At 71.7% G+C, this 16,608-nt stretch carries 16 protein-coding genes; 9 read left to right on the top strand and 7 right to left on the bottom strand.

All coding sequences use genetic code 11. From position 1 onward, the window contains the following. Window positions 1-23: 23 nt before the first annotated feature. Window positions 24-1,088, bottom strand: coding sequence for an LLM class flavin-dependent oxidoreductase (locus Q5762_RS02600; protein ID WP_315890224.1), 1,065 nt, complete (start codon window positions 1,086-1,088; stop codon window positions 24-26). 59 nt (window positions 1,089-1,147) lie between these two features. Here Q5762_RS02600 and Q5762_RS02595 point away from each other — a divergent pair, with 59 nt between their 5' ends. Beyond that, a complete protein-coding gene (locus Q5762_RS02595) occupies window positions 1,148-1,636 on the top strand; it encodes a hypothetical protein (protein WP_315890223.1) in 489 nt (162 codons plus the stop codon). A gap of 64 nt (window positions 1,637-1,700) precedes the next feature. On the opposite strand, the gene Q5762_RS02590 is transcribed toward Q5762_RS02595, so the two are convergent. Next, entirely contained in the window at window positions 1,701-1,919 is a 219-nt protein-coding gene (locus Q5762_RS02590; RefSeq protein WP_315890222.1) for a dodecin, read from the bottom strand. A 95-nt stretch (window positions 1,920-2,014) separates the two neighbouring features. Next, window positions 2,015-2,782: a GntR family transcriptional regulator gene (locus tag Q5762_RS02585; RefSeq protein ID WP_315890221.1), complete on the bottom strand. Its 768-nt coding sequence runs from the start codon at window positions 2,780-2,782 to the stop codon at window positions 2,015-2,017. A gap of 187 nt (window positions 2,783-2,969) precedes the next feature. Here Q5762_RS02585 and Q5762_RS02580 point away from each other — a divergent pair, with 187 nt between their 5' ends. From Q5762_RS02580 to Q5762_RS02545, 8 genes are all read left to right on the top strand, one after another. Further along, a complete protein-coding gene (locus Q5762_RS02580) occupies window positions 2,970-4,226 on the top strand; it encodes an extracellular solute-binding protein (protein WP_315890220.1) in 1,257 nt (418 codons plus the stop codon). Beyond that, on the top strand, window positions 4,223-5,122 hold the full coding sequence (locus Q5762_RS02575; protein ID WP_315890219.1) for a sugar ABC transporter permease: 900 nt from the start codon (window positions 4,223-4,225) through the stop codon (window positions 5,120-5,122). Before Q5762_RS02580 ends, Q5762_RS02575 begins: the two co-directional genes overlap by 4 nt. Beyond that, window positions 5,119-5,952: a carbohydrate ABC transporter permease gene (locus Q5762_RS02570; protein WP_315890218.1), complete on the top strand. Its 834-nt coding sequence runs from the start codon at window positions 5,119-5,121 to the stop codon at window positions 5,950-5,952. Before Q5762_RS02575 ends, Q5762_RS02570 begins: the two co-directional genes overlap by 4 nt. A 9-nt stretch (window positions 5,953-5,961) precedes the next feature. Further along, on the top strand, window positions 5,962-7,464 hold the full coding sequence (locus Q5762_RS02565; protein WP_315890217.1) for a beta-N-acetylhexosaminidase: 1,503 nt from the start codon (window positions 5,962-5,964) through the stop codon (window positions 7,462-7,464). 74 nt (window positions 7,465-7,538) lie between these two features. Beyond that, window positions 7,539-8,921: a cellulose binding domain-containing protein gene (locus Q5762_RS02560; RefSeq protein ID WP_315890258.1), complete on the top strand. Its 1,383-nt coding sequence runs from the start codon at window positions 7,539-7,541 to the stop codon at window positions 8,919-8,921. A gap of 207 nt (window positions 8,922-9,128) precedes the next feature. After that, complete coding sequence (locus Q5762_RS02555) at window positions 9,129-10,379, top strand: extracellular solute-binding protein (RefSeq protein ID WP_315890216.1); 1,251 nt, start codon at window positions 9,129-9,131, stop codon at window positions 10,377-10,379. 193 nt (window positions 10,380-10,572) lie between these two features. After that, window positions 10,573-11,466, top strand: a complete 894-nt coding sequence (locus Q5762_RS02550) for a GNAT family N-acyltransferase (protein ID WP_315890215.1) — start codon at window positions 10,573-10,575, stop codon at window positions 11,464-11,466. Then, window positions 11,463-12,341 carry a lysophospholipid acyltransferase family protein gene (locus Q5762_RS02545; protein ID WP_315890214.1) on the top strand — a complete coding sequence of 293 codons (879 nt, stop codon included), beginning with the start codon at window positions 11,463-11,465 and terminating at the stop codon, window positions 12,339-12,341. Before Q5762_RS02550 ends, Q5762_RS02545 begins: the two co-directional genes overlap by 4 nt. Here the strand turns inward: Q5762_RS02545 and egtD are convergent. From egtD to egtA, 4 genes are read right to left on the bottom strand one after another with little or no spacing between them, the layout of a single operon-like run. After that, window positions 12,236-13,201 (bottom strand): L-histidine N(alpha)-methyltransferase, encoded by a 966-nt coding sequence (egtD, locus tag Q5762_RS02540; protein ID WP_315890213.1) that lies wholly within the window; start codon window positions 13,199-13,201, stop codon window positions 12,236-12,238. The two genes, Q5762_RS02545 and egtD, sit on opposite strands and share 106 nt — an antisense overlap. Continuing rightward, a complete protein-coding gene (gene egtC / locus Q5762_RS02535) occupies window positions 13,198-13,965 on the bottom strand; it encodes an ergothioneine biosynthesis protein EgtC (protein ID WP_315890212.1) in 768 nt (255 codons plus the stop codon). The genes egtD and egtC overlap by 4 nt, the downstream gene beginning before the upstream one ends. After that, entirely contained in the window at window positions 13,965-15,281 is a 1,317-nt protein-coding gene (egtB, locus tag Q5762_RS02530; RefSeq protein WP_315890211.1) for an ergothioneine biosynthesis protein EgtB, read from the bottom strand. The genes egtC and egtB overlap by 1 nt, the downstream gene beginning before the upstream one ends. Further along, a complete protein-coding gene (gene egtA / locus Q5762_RS02525) occupies window positions 15,278-16,540 on the bottom strand; it encodes an ergothioneine biosynthesis glutamate--cysteine ligase EgtA (RefSeq protein WP_315890210.1) in 1,263 nt (420 codons plus the stop codon). The genes egtB and egtA overlap by 4 nt, the downstream gene beginning before the upstream one ends. Window positions 16,541-16,608: the final 68 nt, after the last annotated feature.

Genomic DNA, 16,608 nt, shown 5'->3' with positions numbered 1-16,608 from the left:
AAGAGCCGTGTAACGGGAGACTGTTACGCACGGTTCTGTGAGAGCCGAGGGGTGAGACTCCCCTCGGCTACTCGGCAGGCCGGTCGCAGGCCCGTCGCGCGGGCGAGTCGACGGTACGAGTCGAGCAGCGCCGCGCGATCGTGCGTACTGGTCGTCACCAGTACCTCCTGCGCCCCGCTCTCCTTCACCACCCGCTCCAGCGCGTCGCCGACCTGCTCCTCCGTACCGTGAAGATGCCCCTGCAGGCCGGACTCGAAGAAGCCGCGCTGCTTCTCGGTCATGGTGAGCCGCCCGACCGCCTCGGCGGGCAGCAGCGGCGGGAAGACGCCCTGCGTACGGGAGTACGCGAGCGACCACGCCTCCGGGACCAGCAGCTCCCGCGCCGCCTCCTCGGTCTCCGCGACCGCGATCGTGCCCGCGACCACGACGTACGGCTCGGCGGACCAGGGGGAGGGCCGGAACGCCGAGCGGTAGTCGTCGATCGCGCGCAGCATCCGCTCCCGGCCCCGCAGATCGCCGATCACCAGCGGCAGCCCGGCCTCGGCCGCGATCGTCGCGCCCTCGCCGGTCGCCAGGACGTACGGCGGAACCCGCAGGCCCTCGGCCGGGCGGGCGTGCACCTGGGGGTGGGCGGTCTGGGTGCCGGTGAACCAGCCGAGCAGCTCGGCCAGCTGCTCCGCGAACCGGTCGGCGTCGTCCTTGTCCCGGCCTAGCGCCCGCCGGATCCCGTCGGTGAACCCGACCGAACGGCCCAGGCCCATGTCGATCCGGCCGGGAAACAGTGACTCCAGGACGCCGAACTGCTCCGCGACGACCATCGGCTGGTGGTTCGGGAGCATCACCCCGCCGGTCCCGACCCGGATGGCGGAGGTGGCGGCGGCCACGGCGGCCGCGAGCACGGTGGGCGCGGACCCGGCCACGCCCGGCACGCTGTGGTGCTCCGAGACCCAGAACCGGTGGTACCCGAGCGCCTCCACCTCCCGCGCCAGGTCCACGGTCGCCCGCAGCGCCACGGAACCGTCCTCGCCCTCCAGGGTCCGGGAGCGGTCGAGGACGGAGAGACGTATACCGTCGAGAGAAGGAGTCACGTTCGGTTCAACGTCCGGGGGCGCCGAGGATTCCCGAGGGGATTGCCTACGCTGTCCGTGTGACGCGTACCCGCAGGCCCCTCGCCATCTTCGACCTCGACAACACCCTCGCCTCCACGGCGCACCGGCAGCGCTTCCTGGAGGGGCGCCCGCGCGACTGGGCGGCTTTCTTCGCCGCCGCGCCGCAGGATCCACCCCTCGCCGAGGGGGTCGTCCTGTGCCGGGAGGCCGTCGAGGAGTGCGAGGTGATGTACCTCACCGGGCGGCCCGAGCGCTGCCGCCGGGACACCGTCGCCTGGCTCGCCGCCCACGCGCTGCCGGACGGCACCCTTCACATGCGGCGCGACAGGGACTTCCGCCCCGCGCGCGTGACGAAGGTGGAGATCCTGCGCCGGCTCGGCCGCGAACGTGAGATCCGGATGCTCGTGGACGACGACGAGCTGGTCTGCGACGCGGCCGAGGCAGCCGGTTTCACGGTCGTACGGGCCCGCTGGGCGGCGACGTCGGAAGCGCTCACGGACGCCCAGGAGAAGTTGGGCCGCACCTGAGGGCCGGACGTGAGGGCCGGACCTGCGGGCCGGACCTGACGGCCAGCCCCGGGAACGCCCGTCGTCAGTCGTCGCCGTCCTCCAGACGGAAGCCGACCTTCAGGCCCACCTGGTAGTGCCCGATGCCGCCCTCGACCAGGTGGCCGCGGACCTGCGTCACCTCGAACCAGTCGAGGCCCCGGAGCTTCTGCGAGGCCCGCTCGATGCCGTTGCGGATGGCTTGGTCCACGCTCTCCGTGGACGTGCCGACGATCTCGGTGACGCGGTAGGTGTGGTTCGACATGGGGGCCGGATTCCTCTCCGTGGGGGTCACTCCACGGTGCCCCACCCCGCCCCGGTCCGCGACACGTCGGACGCTTCCGCACCCGCTCCCGGCGGTCAGTAGGCGTCCCCTTCCGTCGAGGAGGTCACGACGCCGTCCTGGGTGAAGTCCAGCCGGGAGACGATCCGGTAGCGGTCGCCCCGGTACACCGAATGGACGTACTCGACCGGCCGTCCCGAGGTGTCCAGGGTGAGGCGCTCGATCAGCAGGGCGGGGGAGAGCACCGGGATGTCGAGCAGCTTCGCCTCGTCCTCGCTGACGACGGTGGGTTCGATGGACTGCGTCGCCTCCCGGACATGGATCCGGTGGTGGTCGCGCAGATGCTCGTAGAGATCGCCGGCCTCCAGCTCCTCCAGGGTGAGCGCGGCGGGCAGCAGCTCCGCCGGGATGTGCAGGTGCTCGATCGCCATGGGGGAGCCGTCGACCAGGCGGAGCCGGGCGATGTAGAGCAGCTCGGCCCCCGGGGAGATCCGCAGTTTCCGGCCGATCCGCGCCCCGGCCGTCGTCCGCGCGGACTCCAGCACCCGGCTCGACCAGGTGCCCGCCGCCCGGGGCACCGTGAACGCCGTGTCGTACGGGACGAGTTGCTGCGTGATCTTGGCCGGGGCGACGAACATGCCGCGCCCGTGCTCCCGTACCAGCACACCCGTCGCGACGAGTTCGTCGACGGCGGCGCGCAGCGTGGGGCGCGAGACGCCGAGCGAGGCGCACAGCGTGCGTTCGGACGGGATCGCCCCGCCGGGTCCGCGTGCCTCGATCAGGCCCAGCAGATGCTCCCGTACCCGCTCCCGCTTCAGCACACCGTGCGAGGGGCTGTCTTTCATACGTTCTCCCTGGGGCTCCCCTGACTGGTCAGCTGGTAAGACCAATCCTAGCCAGAGTCTCCGAGCTGATGGTCTGTGAACGGCGCATATTTTCCAAGGGGTTGACGGCCTGATTGGTCCATGCCACCTTCTGGGCACGCAGCTGACCACTTGACCAATTGGTCAATTCTCCTTCTCCGAGGTGCCCGTGAAGATCAGCTCCCTCGCCGTCCCCGTCGCTCTCGCGGCCACCCTTTCGCTCACCGTCACCGCCTGCGGATCGACGGACGACCCGAAGGCGGGCGGATCCGGCGAGGTCACCGTCTGGATCATGAAGGACAGCGTCACCGACGACTTCCTCACCCGCTTCCGTACCGACTTCGAGGCGGCGCACCAGGGCACCACGCTCGACATCCAGATCCAGGAGTGGGACGGCATCGGCGAGAAGGTCACGGCTGCCCTGGCCAGCAACGACGCCCCGGACGTGATCGAGGTCGGCAACACCCAGGTCGCCCAGTACGCGGCGAGCGGCGGGGTCCGCGACCTCAGCGACAAGGTCGCCGAACTGAACGGCGCCGACTGGCTGCCCGGCCTCGCCGAGCCCGGGAAGATCGACGGCAAGCAGTACGGCATCCCCTGGTACGCGGCCAACCGCGTCGTCATCTACCACAAGGACCTCTTCGCCCAGGCCGGCATCACCGCTCCGCCGAAGACCCGCGACGAGTGGCTCACCGTCACCGCCAAGCTCAACAAGGGCAAGACGCAGGGGATTTACCTCCCGGGGCAGAACTGGTACACCCTCGCCGGCTTCGTCTGGGAGGAGGGCGGCGACCTCGCCGTGCGCGAGGGCGAGGCATGGAAGGGCGCGCTCGACACCCCGCAGGCGCTCGCGGGCATGGACTTCTACCGACAGCTCCAGGCCCTCGGCAAGGGGCCCAAGGACTCCGACGAGGCAAAGCCCCCGCAGGCCGACGTCTTCGCCAAGGGCGATGTCGCGCAGATCATCGCCGTGCCCGGCGGCGCGAAGATCGTCGAGCAGGCCAACCCGGCGCTCAAGGGCAAGTTGGGCTTCTTCCCGATACCCGGCAGAACGGCGGACAAGCCGGGTGCCGTCTTCACCGGCGGCTCTGACCTCATCGTCCCGGAAGCCGCCGCCGACCCCGACGCCGCGTACGAGGTCGTCAAGGCGTTCGCCGGCGAGAAGTGGCAGACGGAGATGGCGAAGACGATGAGCTACGTCCCCAACCGCACCTCGCTCGCCAAGGTCATCCAGGACGACGAGGGCACCGCCGCCATGGCCGCCGGCGCCGCGCAGGGCCGCGCGACCCCCAACTCCCCCCAGTGGGCGGCCGTCGAGGCCACCAACCCGATCAAGCAGTACATGACCGCAGTCCTCACCGGCACCGCCCCGGCGCAGGCGGCCAAGGACGCGTCGGAGAGCATCACCAAGACCCTCGGCTCGTGAGCGGGCGGCGCCGGGCCGCCCTCTGGCCCTACCTCCTCGTCGCGCCGACCGTCCTCGGCGGCGCCCTGCTCCTCGGCTACCCCCTCGTCCGCAATCTGCTGATCTCGTTCCAGCACTACGGAATGGGTGAACTCATCCGGGGCGGCGCCCCGTTCGTGGGTTTCGCGAACTACACGACGGTGCTCTCGGACCCGGAGTTCTGGGAGGTCGTCCGGCGCACCTTCTGGTGGACCCTGATCAACGTCGTCCTGATCATGGTGATCGGCACACTCGTCGCGCTGATGATGCGTCGGCTCGGCCGGCGGATGCGGATCCTGGTGACGAGCGGTCTCGTCCTGGCCTGGGCCAGCCCGGTCATCGCCACCACCACCGTCTTCCAATGGCTCTTCGCCTCCCGCCTCGGCGTCGTCAACTGGGTGCTCGTACGGCTCGGGTTCAGCTCCTACGAGGGCTACTCCTGGCTCGCCGACGGCACCGCCGCCTTCACCGTCCTCGTCCTGCTCGTGGTGTGGCAGTCGGTCCCGTTCGCCGCGATCACCCTGCACGCGGCCCTGCTGACCGTGCCCGAGGAGCTGTACGAGTCGGCCCGGCTCGACGGTGCCGGGGCCTGGCGGATCTTCCGCTCGATCACCCTGCCCCTGCTCCGCCCCATCTTCGGACTGGTCCTCTGTCTCGAAGTGATCTGGGTCTTCCGCTGCTTCGCCCAGATATGGGCCGTCACCCGCGGCGGCCCGGGTGACGCCACCACCACGCTGCCCGTCTACGCGTACCGGGTCGCCCAGTCCCTGCACCGCTACGACCTCGGCTCGGCCGTCTCCACCCTGACCGTGCTCATCCTGGTCGCCGTACTGATCGCCTACTTCCGTCAGCTGCTCCGGCAGGAGGCCGACCGGTGACTCCCCGCGCCCTGCGCCGACTTCCCCTGAACACGGCCGCGTCGATCGTCTTCGTCCTCGCCGTCTTCCCCGTCTACTGGATGGTCCTCACCGCCTTCAAACCCACCCCCGACATCCAGGCGGAGACGCCCGTCTTCCTCCCCTCCTCGCTCACCCTGGAGCACTTCGCACACGCCGTCGAGGCGGACGGGTTCTGGCTCTTCTGGCGCAACAGCCTGATCGTCACGGTCGGTTGCGTACTCCTCGCGCTCGTCGTGGCGCTCGGCGCGGCCTTCGCCGTCGCCCGGCTGCGCTGGCGCGGCCGCCGGGGCTTCGTACTGATGGTCTTCATCGCCCAAATGGCGCCGTGGGAAGCGCTGTTGATCCCCATGTACGTCATCGCCCGGGACGCCGGCCTGCTCGACCGGCTGGCGACCCTCACGCTGATCTACTTCATGATCACCCTGCCCTTCACCATCGTGACCCTGCGCTCCTTCCTCGCCGCCGTACCAGCCGAACTCGAGGAGGCCGCCCAGGTCGACGGCTGCACCCGCGCCGAGGCGTTCCGCCGGGTGACGCTGCCGCTCCTCGCCCCCGGGCTGCTCGCCACCTCGCTCTTCGGATTCATCACCGCCTGGAACGAGTTCGCCTTCGCCAACATGCTCATCATCAAGAACCAGGACGACCGGACCCTGCCGGTCTGGCTCTCCTCCTTCTCCAACGTCTTCGGTACCGACTGGGGCGCCACCATGGCCGCCTCCACCCTCTTCGCCCTGCCCGTCCTCGTCCTCTTCCTGGTCCTCCAGGGCCGGGTCGCCGCCGGGATGACAGGCGGAGCCGTGAAGGGATAACGAGCCACCATGCCCCCACCCCCACTCGTGCCCGAGCCCAGCCAACTCACCCAGCTGCCCGGCAGGTTCACCTTCGACCAGGGAACCGCGCTCAGGGTCGGCCCCGGCGCCCACGGCGCCGCCGAGCTGCTGCGCACCCTGCTCGCTCCCGCCACCGGACTGCCGCTGTCCGAGCGTCCCGACGGTCCCGTCGTCCTCGCGGTCGACCCCGCCCTCACCGGCCTGGGCGACGAGGGATACGGCCTGACCGTCGGCGCCCACGGGGTCCTGTTACGGGCCGCCGACCCGCGCGGTCTGCTCGCCGGCGTCCAGACGCTCCGTCAACTCCTGCCCGTGGAAGTCCTTCTCGACCATCCCGCCCCCGGCGTCGAGTGGTCCGTGCCCTGCGTCCAGATCACCGACGTCCCCCGGTTCCCCTGGCGCGGGGCCATGCTCGACGTCTCCCGCCACTTCCGGCCCGTCTCCTTCCTCCGGAGATACGTCGACCTGCTCGCCCTCCACAAACTCAACGTCCTCCACCTCCACCTCACCGACGACCAGGGCTGGCGCATGCCGGTGGCCGCCCACCCCCGGCTCACCGAGATCGGCGGCCATCCGCACGGCGGCGCCTACACCCGCGCCGAACTGGCCGCCCTGGTCCGGCACGCGGCCGAACGCGGGGTGACCGTCGTGCCCGAGGTCGAGATGCCCGGCCATGTCAGGGCCGCGCTCGCCGCCTACCCCGCGCTCGGCAACCGGCCGGACCGTACGCTCCCCGTCTGGGACCGCTGGGGCGTGTGCGACACCGTCCTCGGGGTCCACGACGAGGCCCTGGACTTCTGCCGCGACGTTCTCGACGAGGTCATGGACGTCTTCCCCTCGCCGTACGTCCACGTCGGCGGCGAGGAGTGCCCCACCACCGAGTGGCACGCCTCGCCCGCCGCGCGCCGCCGCGCCGCCGAGGAGGGACTCGACGGGCCCGACGCCCTGCACGGCTGGTTCATGGAGCGGATCGGCAGCCATCTCGTCAAGGCCGGCCGCCACCCGCTCGGCTGGACCGAGACCGGCGCCGACCTCCCGCCGTACTTCACCGTCATGCCCTGGCGCGACACCGCCCACGGCCGCACCGCCGCCCGCCGCGGCCACCAGGTCGTGATGGCTCCCTACCGCTCCACCTACCTCGACTACCCCCAGTCGGCGAGCCCCGACGAGCCGCCCGGCCAGCCCGGAGCCGTCGTCGACCTGCGGGCCGTGCTCGGCACCGACCCCGCGCCCGCCCACTGGAGCCCCGACGAGTCCGCGCGGGTCCTGGGCACCCAGGCCCAGCTGTGGACCGAGTACGTCCCCACCGGCGCCCACGCCGAGTACCTGGCCTTCCCCCGGCTCTGCGCCCTGGCCGAGACCGCGTGGACCGGGCGCCGGGACTGGCCCGGCTTCGAGGCACGGCTGCGCCACCACCGGACCCGGCTCGACACCCTCCGGGTGCCGCGCCGCCCTTCCCCCACCTCCGCCCAAGGAGAGGACAACTCATGAGTACCGAAGAGACGAACCCCGCGTCGACGAACCCCGCGCCGACGGGTGACCGACGGGCCGTCAGCGGCCTGCGGATGCGCGCCGCGCTCGCCGTCGCCGCCGTGACCGGGCTCGGCGCCACCGCGCTGACCGCCCTCCCGGCCGCCGCGGCCGGCGAGGCCGTGACCGTCCAGTACCGGCAGAGCGCCACCGGGGGTGACCAGGTCGAGCCCTGGTTCAAGGTGGTCAACACCGGTTCGGCCGGCGTCCCGTTGAGCCAGGTGAAGCTGCGGTACTACTTCAAGGCCGACGCGGGAGCCTCGTACAGCTACGCCTGTTCCTGGGCGGTGAAGGGCTGCGCGAACCTCACCGGCACCTTCGGCACCCTCGCCAACCCCACCGCCACCGCGGACCGCTACCTGGAGGTCGGCTTCACCGCCGGCGCGGGCAGTCTCGCCCCCGGCGCCGACACGGGCGACATGCAGCTGCGCTTCAACCGTTCCAACTGGGCGCAGCTCGACCAGAGCGACGACTACTCCTTCGGCCCGACCCAGACCACCTACGCGAACTGGAGCAAGGTCACCGCCACCGTCGGCGGCGTCCAGGTCTGGGGCACCGCCCCCGCCGGGAACGAGCCGACCGACCCTCCCACCACCCCGCCGCCCGCCAACGGCCCGGCCCTGTTCGACGACTTCGACTACACCGCGCACACCGACCCGGCGATCGCCGCCCACGGCTGGAGCGTGCGCTCCAACTCCGGCGGCCCTGGCGTCCCCGGCGCGGGCTGGGCCCCCGAGAACGTCACCTTCGCCAAGGAGGGTACGAACTCGATCATGAACTTGCGGACCTCGACCGCGGGCACGGCCGAATCCACCCGGCAGACCGAGATCCTCACCCGGTCCATGAAGTTCCGGAACGGCACGTACGCCGCCCGGGTCCGGTTCTCCGACGCCCCGCTGTCCGGCCCGGACGGGGACAGGATCGTCCAGACCTTCTTCACCATCAACGACCTCAAGGCCCCGATGGCGGACGACTACGCGGAGTACGACTTCGAGTACCTGCCCAACGGCGGCTGGGGCGAGCCCGCGAACATCCTCTACACCACCTCGTGGGAGACCTACCGGCCCGACCCCTGGGAGTCGGTCACCCAGCACACCGAGGTGCGCACGAGCTACGCCGGCTGGCACGACCTCGTGCTCACCATCGACGACAACACCATCGTCTACTACGTCGACGGCCAGGAGTTCGCCCGGCACGACGCCCGCTTCCTGCCCGAACGCCCGATGTCCATCAACTTCAACCAGTGGATCATCGACCTGGCCGGTCAGACCTCCACCACTCCGCGCTCCTACGACCAGAAGGTCGACTACGTCCTGCACGTGAAGGACCAGGTCCTGACCCCGGCGCAGGTGGCCGCCAAGGTCGCGGCCTACCGCACGGCGGGCACGGCCTTCGAGGACTCGGTCCCGACCCCGTAGCGCTCGGATCCGCGTTCCTACCCTCGGTAACGGGCGGGCGTGCCCCGCACGCCCGCCCGGAACCGGATCGTCACGGGCTTGACCGCCTCCGTTGGTCCAGACCAGAATCCAGCCCACGCAACCCGCACGAACACGCCGTTCGGTCCCCCCACGACGGGTCAGCTCCCCATGCCGTCCTCCATTCATGGAACGCAGAAGGTGACCTACGTGAAGAACCGCCACCTGGTCTGTCCGCTGGCAGCCGCTACCGCTCTCGCCCTGGCGGGCTGCGGGCTCCTTCCCGGCTCCGCCGACGGGACCCGAACGGTGAACGTCTGGCTGATGCGCGACAGCGTCAGCGAGGACTTCCTCCAGCGGTTCACCACCGCGTACGAGGCCGAGCACAAGGGCGTCGAGCTGGAGTTCACGTTCCAGGAGTGGACCGGGATCGGCAAGAAGGTCACCGAGGCGATCCGCGGCGAGGGCGGCCCCGACGTCATCGAGGTCGGCAACACCCAGGTCGCCCAGTACGCCGACACCGACAAGCTCTACGACCTCACCCTGGAGTCCGTACGCGACCTCGGCAGCGAGGACTGGCTGCCCGGCCTCGCCGAACCCGGCCGCATCGGCGGGTCCCAGTACGGCATCCCCTGGTACGCGGCCAACCGTGTGGTGATCTACCACAAGGACCTCTTCGCGCAGGCCGGCCTCACCAAGCCCCCCGCCACCCGGGCCCAGTGGCTCGACGACACCGAGAAGCTCAACCGCAACGGCTCCCAGGGCATCTACCTCGCGGGCCAGGACTGGTACACGCTCGCCGGGTTCATCTGGGACGAGGGCGGCGAGCTCGCCGAGGACAAGGGCGGCGACTGGACCGGCGCCCTGGACAGCCCCGCCGCCCTGCGCGGCATGGACTTCTACAAGGACCTGCAGTCCCTCGGCTCCGGACCCAAGGACGCGGACGAGCAGACCCCGCCGCAGGCCGAGGTCTTCGCCCAGGGCGACGTCGCCCAGATCATCGCCACCCCGAGCGCCGTCGCCGCCATCACCAAGGCGAGCCCGGAACTCAAGGACAAGATCGGCTTCTTCCCGATACCCGGCAAGAAGGCCGGACAGCCCTGTGCGGTCTTCACCGGCGGCTCCGACCTGATCGTCCCGGAGAACGCGCCCGAGCGGAACGCCGCGATCGACGTCGTCAAGGCCCTGGCCGGCGAACAGTGGCAGACGGAACTGGCCCGCGCCATGAACTACGTCCCCAACAAGAGTGCCCTCGCCTCCGTCGTCCAGGGCCAGGAGGCCACCGCCGTCATGGCCGTCGGCGCCGCGCGCGGCAGGGCCACACCCAACTCGCCGCAGTGGGCCGACGTCGAGGCCGCCAACCCGATCAAGCCCTACATGACGGCCGTGCTCCAGGGCGAGGACCCGAAGAAGGCCGCCCGGACGGCCTCGGAGCGGATCAGCGAGGTCCTCGCCGAGTAACCGGAGCCGCGCTGAAGTGGCCGGGAGCAGCATCGAACGGCCGGCTCCGCCGACCAGCATTCAGCGCTTACACACCCACGATCCGCCGAACGGTCATGTCGAATCCAATCGGCCACGGAAGAAGTAAGGAGCCGGACCACCGCTCACCCGGTCCGGCCCTCACCGTCCCCCTTCCGTACGCCGGAGGCCCGACATGCCCGCACCGTCACCCGCAGCCACTGTCGCACCCGCTGTCCCCGTCCCCGCCGGTGTTCCCCTCGCGAGCGCCCCCGCCGCCCGGCTCGTCGGAGCCGCCCCCCTCGTGGGGGTCCCGGCGCAGCCGCAGCCGGTGGCCGCGGACCGGCCCACGGAGGAGCAGCCCCGCTACATCGTCTGCCTCGCCCGGGACCAGGACGACGTGCGCGCCGCCCAGCGCCTGCGCCACCAGGTCTTCGCCGGCGAGATGGGTGCCCACCTCGACGGACCCGAGCCGGGCCTCGACATCGACGCCTTCGACGCGTACTGCGACCACCTGCTCGTCCGCGAGGAGTCGACCGGCGAGGTCGTCGGCACCTACCGCGTACTGCCGCCGGACCGTGCCAAGATCGCCGGGCGGCTCTACTCCGAGAGCGAGTTCGACCTCGGGCGCCTCGGGCCCATCCGGGACGACCTGGTCGAGGTCGGCCGCTCCTGCGTGCACCCCGCGCACCGCAACGGCGCCGTCATCGCCCTCATCTGGGCCGGGCTCGCCCGCTACATGACCCGTACCGGCCACAACTGGCTCGCCGGGTGCTGCTCGATACCGCTGGCCGACGGGGGCGGGCTCGCCGCCGCCACCTGGGACAACGTGAAGGTCAAGCACCTCGCCCCCGAGGAGTACTGGGTCACCCCGCACAAGCTGTGGACCCCCGACGGGATCACCCGCCCCGAGGGCCGCGTCGAGCTCCCGCCGCTGCTGCGCGGCTACATCCGGCTCGGCGCCTGGGTCTGCGGAGCGCCCGCGCACGACGTGGACTTCGGCGTCGCCGACCTGTACGTCCTGCTGTCGCTGCGCAACACCAACCCCCGCTACCTGCGCCACTTCCTCTCCCTCGCCCCGGCGCAGTGACCACCGCCGGCCCCGTCTCTCCCTGGCTGCCGACGGCGCCGTGCGCGCCCGATCCCTGCGCACGGCACTCCGGCCCGGCCACCGGCTCCGTCCTGGCCGTGGCCCGGCTGGTCGCGGGCATCGCGACCGTCCTCGCCGGGCTGCTGTGCGCACCCCTGGCGGCGCTGCTGCCGGCGGCCGGCCGGCGGGCGCTCGTACGGGTGTGGTGCCGGCTGGTCATCCGGGCCTTCGGCGTCCGGATCAAGGTCACCGGGGTCCCGGCCCCGGCCGACGGGCCGCTCCTCGTCGTCGCCAATCACATCTCCTGGCTGGACGTCCCGCTCGTCGCGACCGTCGTTCCCGGGCGCATGCTCGCCAAGCGGGAGATCCGGGGCTGGCCGGTGCTCGGCCCGGTCGCGGCGCGGGGCGGCACTCTCTTCATCGACCGTGACCGGCTCCGCGCCCTGCCCGACACCGTCCGGACGATGGCCGGGGCGATGGCGGGCGGCGGCCGGGTGGTCGTCTTCCCTGAGGGGTCGACCTGGTGCGGGCGGGGCGGGGGAGCCTTCCGGCACGCCGCCTTCCAGGCCGCCCTCGACGCGTCCGCGCCGGTGCTTCCGGTTCGGCTGGTGTACCGGCCGGTGGGGCCCGCCGCGTTCGTCGGGGAGGATCCGCTGGCGGCCTCGCTCTGGCGGATCGTGGCGGCCCGCGGACTCACCGCCGAGATCCGGATACTGGATCCGATATCCACGATCCAGTATCCGAACCGTCGTGCGCTGGCTCAGGCGGCTCAGCGAGCCGTCGAGAGCGACAGCGCGAAGCGACCCTCCTTGTCCGTCCACCAGCGGGTCAGTTCGAGTCCGGCCCCGGCCAGCTCCGCGCGCACCCCGGCCTGACGGAACTTCGCCGACACCTCCGTACGCATCTCCTCACCCGCCTCGAACGGCACCACGAGATCCAGCTGCGGGATCTTCACCGTCAGCGCGTGACGCGCCCGCAGCCGCATCTCGATCCACTCCCGGTCCCGGTCCCAGAACGCGACATGGTCGAAGTCGGCCGGATCGACGTCCGCCTCCAGCTCCCGGGCGATCACGGCGAGGACGTTCTTGTTGAACGCCGCCGTCACCCCCGCGGCGTCGTCGTACGCGGCGACTAGCGTCGCCTCGTCCTTCACCAGGTCCGTGCCTAGCAGCAGGGCGTCGCCCGGCGCCAGCATCGCCCGCACCGAGCGCAGGAACACCTCGCGCTCGGCGGGCAGCAGATTGCCGACCGTGCCGCCGAGGAACGCCACCAGACGAGGACCCGGCGTCCCGGGCAGCGCCAGGCCCCGGGTGAAGTCGGCGACCAGCGCGTGGATGTGCAGCCCCGGCCGTTCCGCGAGCAGCGCCTCGGCCGCCCCGTGCAGCGCCGACTCGCTCACGTCCACCGGAACGTAGCTGTCCAGCTCCGGCAGCAGGGCGTCGATCAGATAGCGGGTCTTCTCCGACGATCCCGACCCCAGCTCGACCAGGGTCCGTGCCCCCGTCGCCGCCGCGATCTCGGGCGCCCGGGCGATCAGGATCTCCCGCTCGGCCCGGGTCGGGTAGTACTCGGGCAGCCGGGTGATCTCTTCGAACAGTTCACTGCCGCGCGCGTCGTAGAACCACTTCGGCGGCAGCTCCTTCGGCGTACGGGTCAGACCGTGGAGCACATCGGCGCGCAGAGCCGCCTCCGTGGCGTCCTCGGGGAGGGTGCGGGTCAGCTGGAACGGGCTCACGGGGACGGCTCCTTGAGCGAGGTGAGGGTGACGTCAGTACGGGTGGCGGTCAGCAGCGTGCGGTCCGGCACCTCGTGCCAGCGCGGATCGTCGTCGTACGGTTCGGAGGCGACGACCGTCCGGGCGGCGCCGGGCGGACCGGGCTCCGTCCGGTACCAGAGGGAGTCGCCCCAGGTGGTCGCCGCGACGGTGGCCCCGTCGGTGAGCAGCAGGTTCAGCCGCGAGCCGGGGGCCGCCGCGGCGACCTCCGCCACGGTGTCGGCGAGCGCCCGGTCCAGGCCGTCGCCCGCCCGCAGCCGGTGCAGCACCAGCGCCCACACCAGGGCCGAGTCGGTACGAGCCTCCAGGGCGAGCAGCTCGGCGGCCGGCAGCGTCGCCGTCACCGGGGCGAGGGAGCCGGGCCAGCCCCGTACCGCCCCGTTGTGGCTGAACAGCCACGGCCCGGAGGCGAACGGGGCCGCTGCGGCCTCCCCGTCCGCCCCAGGCACCGTCGCGTCCCGTACGGCCGCGAGGAACGCCTCGGCGCGCACCACGCGCGCGAGATCGGCGAACGAGGGGTCGGCCCAGATCGGCACCGCCCGCCGGTAGCGGGCCGGAACAGGGTCCCCTTCGGCGTACCAGCCGATCCCGAACCCGTCCGCGTTGACCGTTCCGTACCGCTGCCGGCGCGGTTCCCAGGACTGCCGGTACAGCGCGTGCGGCTGCTGCGTCAGCAGCTCGCCGAGCGCCACCGACGGTCCGACATAAGCGAGATGACGGCACATCAGGCCAGCTCCGCATCTCGTGCGGTCCGGAATCCGGAGAATATCTGCCGGCGCACCGGCAGGTCCCAGTTACGGAACGTGCCCCGGCAGGCCACCTGGTCCACCGCGAACGACCCGCCGCGCAGCACCTTGTGGGCCGGGCCGAAGAACACCTCCGAGTACTCCTTGTACGGGAAGGCCGTGAACCCCGGGTACGGCAGGAAGTCGCTGGACGTCCACTCCCATACGTCCCCGATCAACTGCCGTACCCCGAGCGGTGAAGCGCCCTCGGGATAGCTGCCGGCCGGGGCGGGCCGCAGATGCCGCTGCCCGAGGTTGGCGTGCTCGGGCGCGGGATCGGCGTCGCCCCAGGGATAGCGGCGCGAGCGACCCGACGTCGGGTCGTGCCGGGCCGCCTTCTCCCACTCGGCCTCCGTGGGCAGCCTGCGCCCGGCCCAGCGGGCGTAGGCGTCCGCCTCGTACCAGCTGACGTGCACCACCGGCTCGTCCTCGGGCACCGGCTCCGTCACCCCGAACCGCCGGCGCAGCCACTGTCCGCCGTCCCGCCGCCAGAACAGCGGCGCGCCGATCTCGTGCCTGCGGATCTGCTCCCAGCCCTCCGCCTGCCACCAGCGCTCGTCCGCGTAGCCGCCGTCGGCCAGGAACGCCATGTACGCGCCGTTGGTGACCGGCACGGTGTCGATGAAGAACGACGGGACGACCCGGGTGTGCGCGGGCCGTTCGTTGTCCAGCGCCCACGCCTCGTCCGAGGTGCCCATCGTGAACGCGCCGCCGGGAACCAGGACTTCGTCCGGCAGCGGGTCGGTGTTCGTGGCCGGCGGCGGGGGAGCCGTCAGCGCCTTCGGACCCTTCCGCAGCTGATGGGTGATCAACATGGTCTCGTCGTGCTGCTGTTCGTGCTGGGCGATCATCCCGAAGGCGAACGCGGCCTCCACCAGCGGCCGCCCCTCCAACGGGGTCCGCTCCAGGACGTCCAGGACCCGGCCCCGTACGTCCGAGGCGTACGCGCGGGCCTCGGCAGGCGGCAGCAGTGGAAGCGTCGGACGCGAGGCGCGCGGGTGCTCGAAGGCGTCGTAGATCGAGTCGATCTCCGGCCGCAGCGCGGCACGCCCCGCGACCGCCCGCCACAGCCACTGCTCCTCCTGGTTGCCGATATGGGCCAGGTCCCATACCAGCGGAGACATCAACGGAGAGTGCTGTGCGGTGAGTTCGTCGTCCTCGACACAGGAGGTGAGGAGTGCGGTACGGGCCCGCGCGGTGGTGAGCGCCTCCAGCGCCCGCCGCCGCAGAGCCGTGGGGTCGTCGGTCACGGTCATGACGCCACCTCCAGAAGGTCGTCGGCGGGACAGCTGCCGGGCAGGACATAGCGCTCGTGGAAGGCGGCCACCGCTCCGACGACGGCCGGGCTCGCCCCGATCCGGGGCAGTGCCTCCAGCGCGGCCGCGAAGGAAACCAGGGCGGCGGCGTGCAGTTCGGGGTCCTTCAGCCCGTCCCGGGCCGCCGCGAGCCAGAGCGGATTGCGCGGAGCGGCCAACGAACCCGCGCGTTCCGCAAGGGGTTTGACGGCCCGGTAGACGGTCTCGGCCGCCTCGGGATCGTCGAAGAGCGCCGTGGTCACGGCCGCCGGCACGATCCATCCGTCGGGTCCGGGCTGAGCGTCGATCATCCGCAACTCCAGATGCCCGCGGGGCCGCACCGGCGGGAAGAGCGTGGTCATGTGATAGTGCAGATCCTCCTCGTCGGCCGGCCGGGGACTTCCCGTACGCAGCCACTCCCGGAAGGTCAGCCCCTCCGGAACGTGCCACGGTGCGTCGCCCTCGCCGCGTACGCACATCACCGGGGTGTCGAGCACGTGCGCCGCCCAGGCGCCCCGCGGCTCACCGTCCGGGTCCGGGGCGAGCGCCCGTGCGGGGTCGAGGTCCGTCCACAGGGCCTGCCGGGTCGAGCGCCAGCCGGTCCGGCGCCCGCCGTGGACGGGGGAGTTGGCGAAGGCGGCCACAAGCACCGCGCCCAGCAGATGGGCCAACTGCCAGCGCCGGTGATAGCCGAGCGGCCCCGGCTCCTCGTGGCCCGCGTCGAGACAGACCTGCACCGACGCCGAGTCGCGCATCATGGCCCGGCCGGCCGGGCCCGTACGGTCGAGAGCGGTCTCCATCGCGTCGTAGCGGGGCTCGCGCAGCAGCCGCTGGCGCGGCGCGTTCCAGGGGTCGACCCCGTAACCGCTGAGAGAGAGTCCGAGAGGGGAGAGGGCGCCGCGCACCATGCGCAGATCGGCCGAGAGGGTGTCGACGCAGCTCATGAGGGAGTCGGCGGGAGGCGAGCTGAGCTCCAGCTGCCCGCCGGGTTCGAGGGTGATGGCCGAGGCCAGTGGTAGGGACCGTACGGTGTCGACGGCCTGGGTCAGCCGTTCGGGTGGGACGGGGAGCCGCGGGTCACGCAGCTCGTGGACGAGCCATTCCACTTCCACCCCGACCGTGCGGGGTGGGCCCGTCTTGAAGCAGATACATCGCAGCAGGTCCTCGGCCTCGGTCTCGCTGATGACCGGACCGCTCCGCGGTATACCGCTCGGCGACATGTCGTTTCCTCCTGTTCCCATAGGCGCTGATTCCACCTAAAGCCACCGCCGACGGGCGTGCAAGGGCG

The sequence above is a fragment of the Streptomyces sp. P9(2023) genome (genome assembly GCF_032436795.1).
Classification (GTDB): Bacteria; Actinomycetota; Actinomycetes; order Streptomycetales; family Streptomycetaceae; genus Streptomyces.
This window is presented reverse-complemented; position numbering and strand designations above follow the sequence as displayed.

Coding starts and splice junctions, on each gene's coding strand:
- Q5762_RS02590 (WP_315890222.1), bottom strand. CDS start 1,919: ATGTCGAACCACACCTACCGCGTCACCGAGATCGTCGGCACGTCCACG.
- Q5762_RS02585 (WP_315890221.1), bottom strand. CDS start 2,782: ATGAAAGACAGCCCCTCGCACGGTGTGCTGAAGCGGGAGCGGGTACGG.
- Q5762_RS02565 (WP_315890217.1), top strand. CDS start 5,962: ATGCCCCCACCCCCACTCGTGCCCGAGCCCAGCCAACTCACCCAGCTG.
- Q5762_RS02560 (WP_315890258.1), top strand. CDS start 7,539: ATGCGCGCCGCGCTCGCCGTCGCCGCCGTGACCGGGCTCGGCGCCACC.
- Q5762_RS02550 (WP_315890215.1), top strand. CDS start 10,573: ATGCCCGCACCGTCACCCGCAGCCACTGTCGCACCCGCTGTCCCCGTC.
- egtC (WP_315890212.1), bottom strand. CDS start 13,965: ATGTGCCGTCATCTCGCTTATGTCGGACCGTCGGTGGCGCTCGGCGAG.
- egtB (WP_315890211.1), bottom strand. CDS start 15,281: ATGACCGTGACCGACGACCCCACGGCTCTGCGGCGGCGGGCGCTGGAG.
- egtA (WP_315890210.1), bottom strand. CDS start 16,540: ATGTCGCCGAGCGGTATACCGCGGAGCGGTCCGGTCATCAGCGAGACC.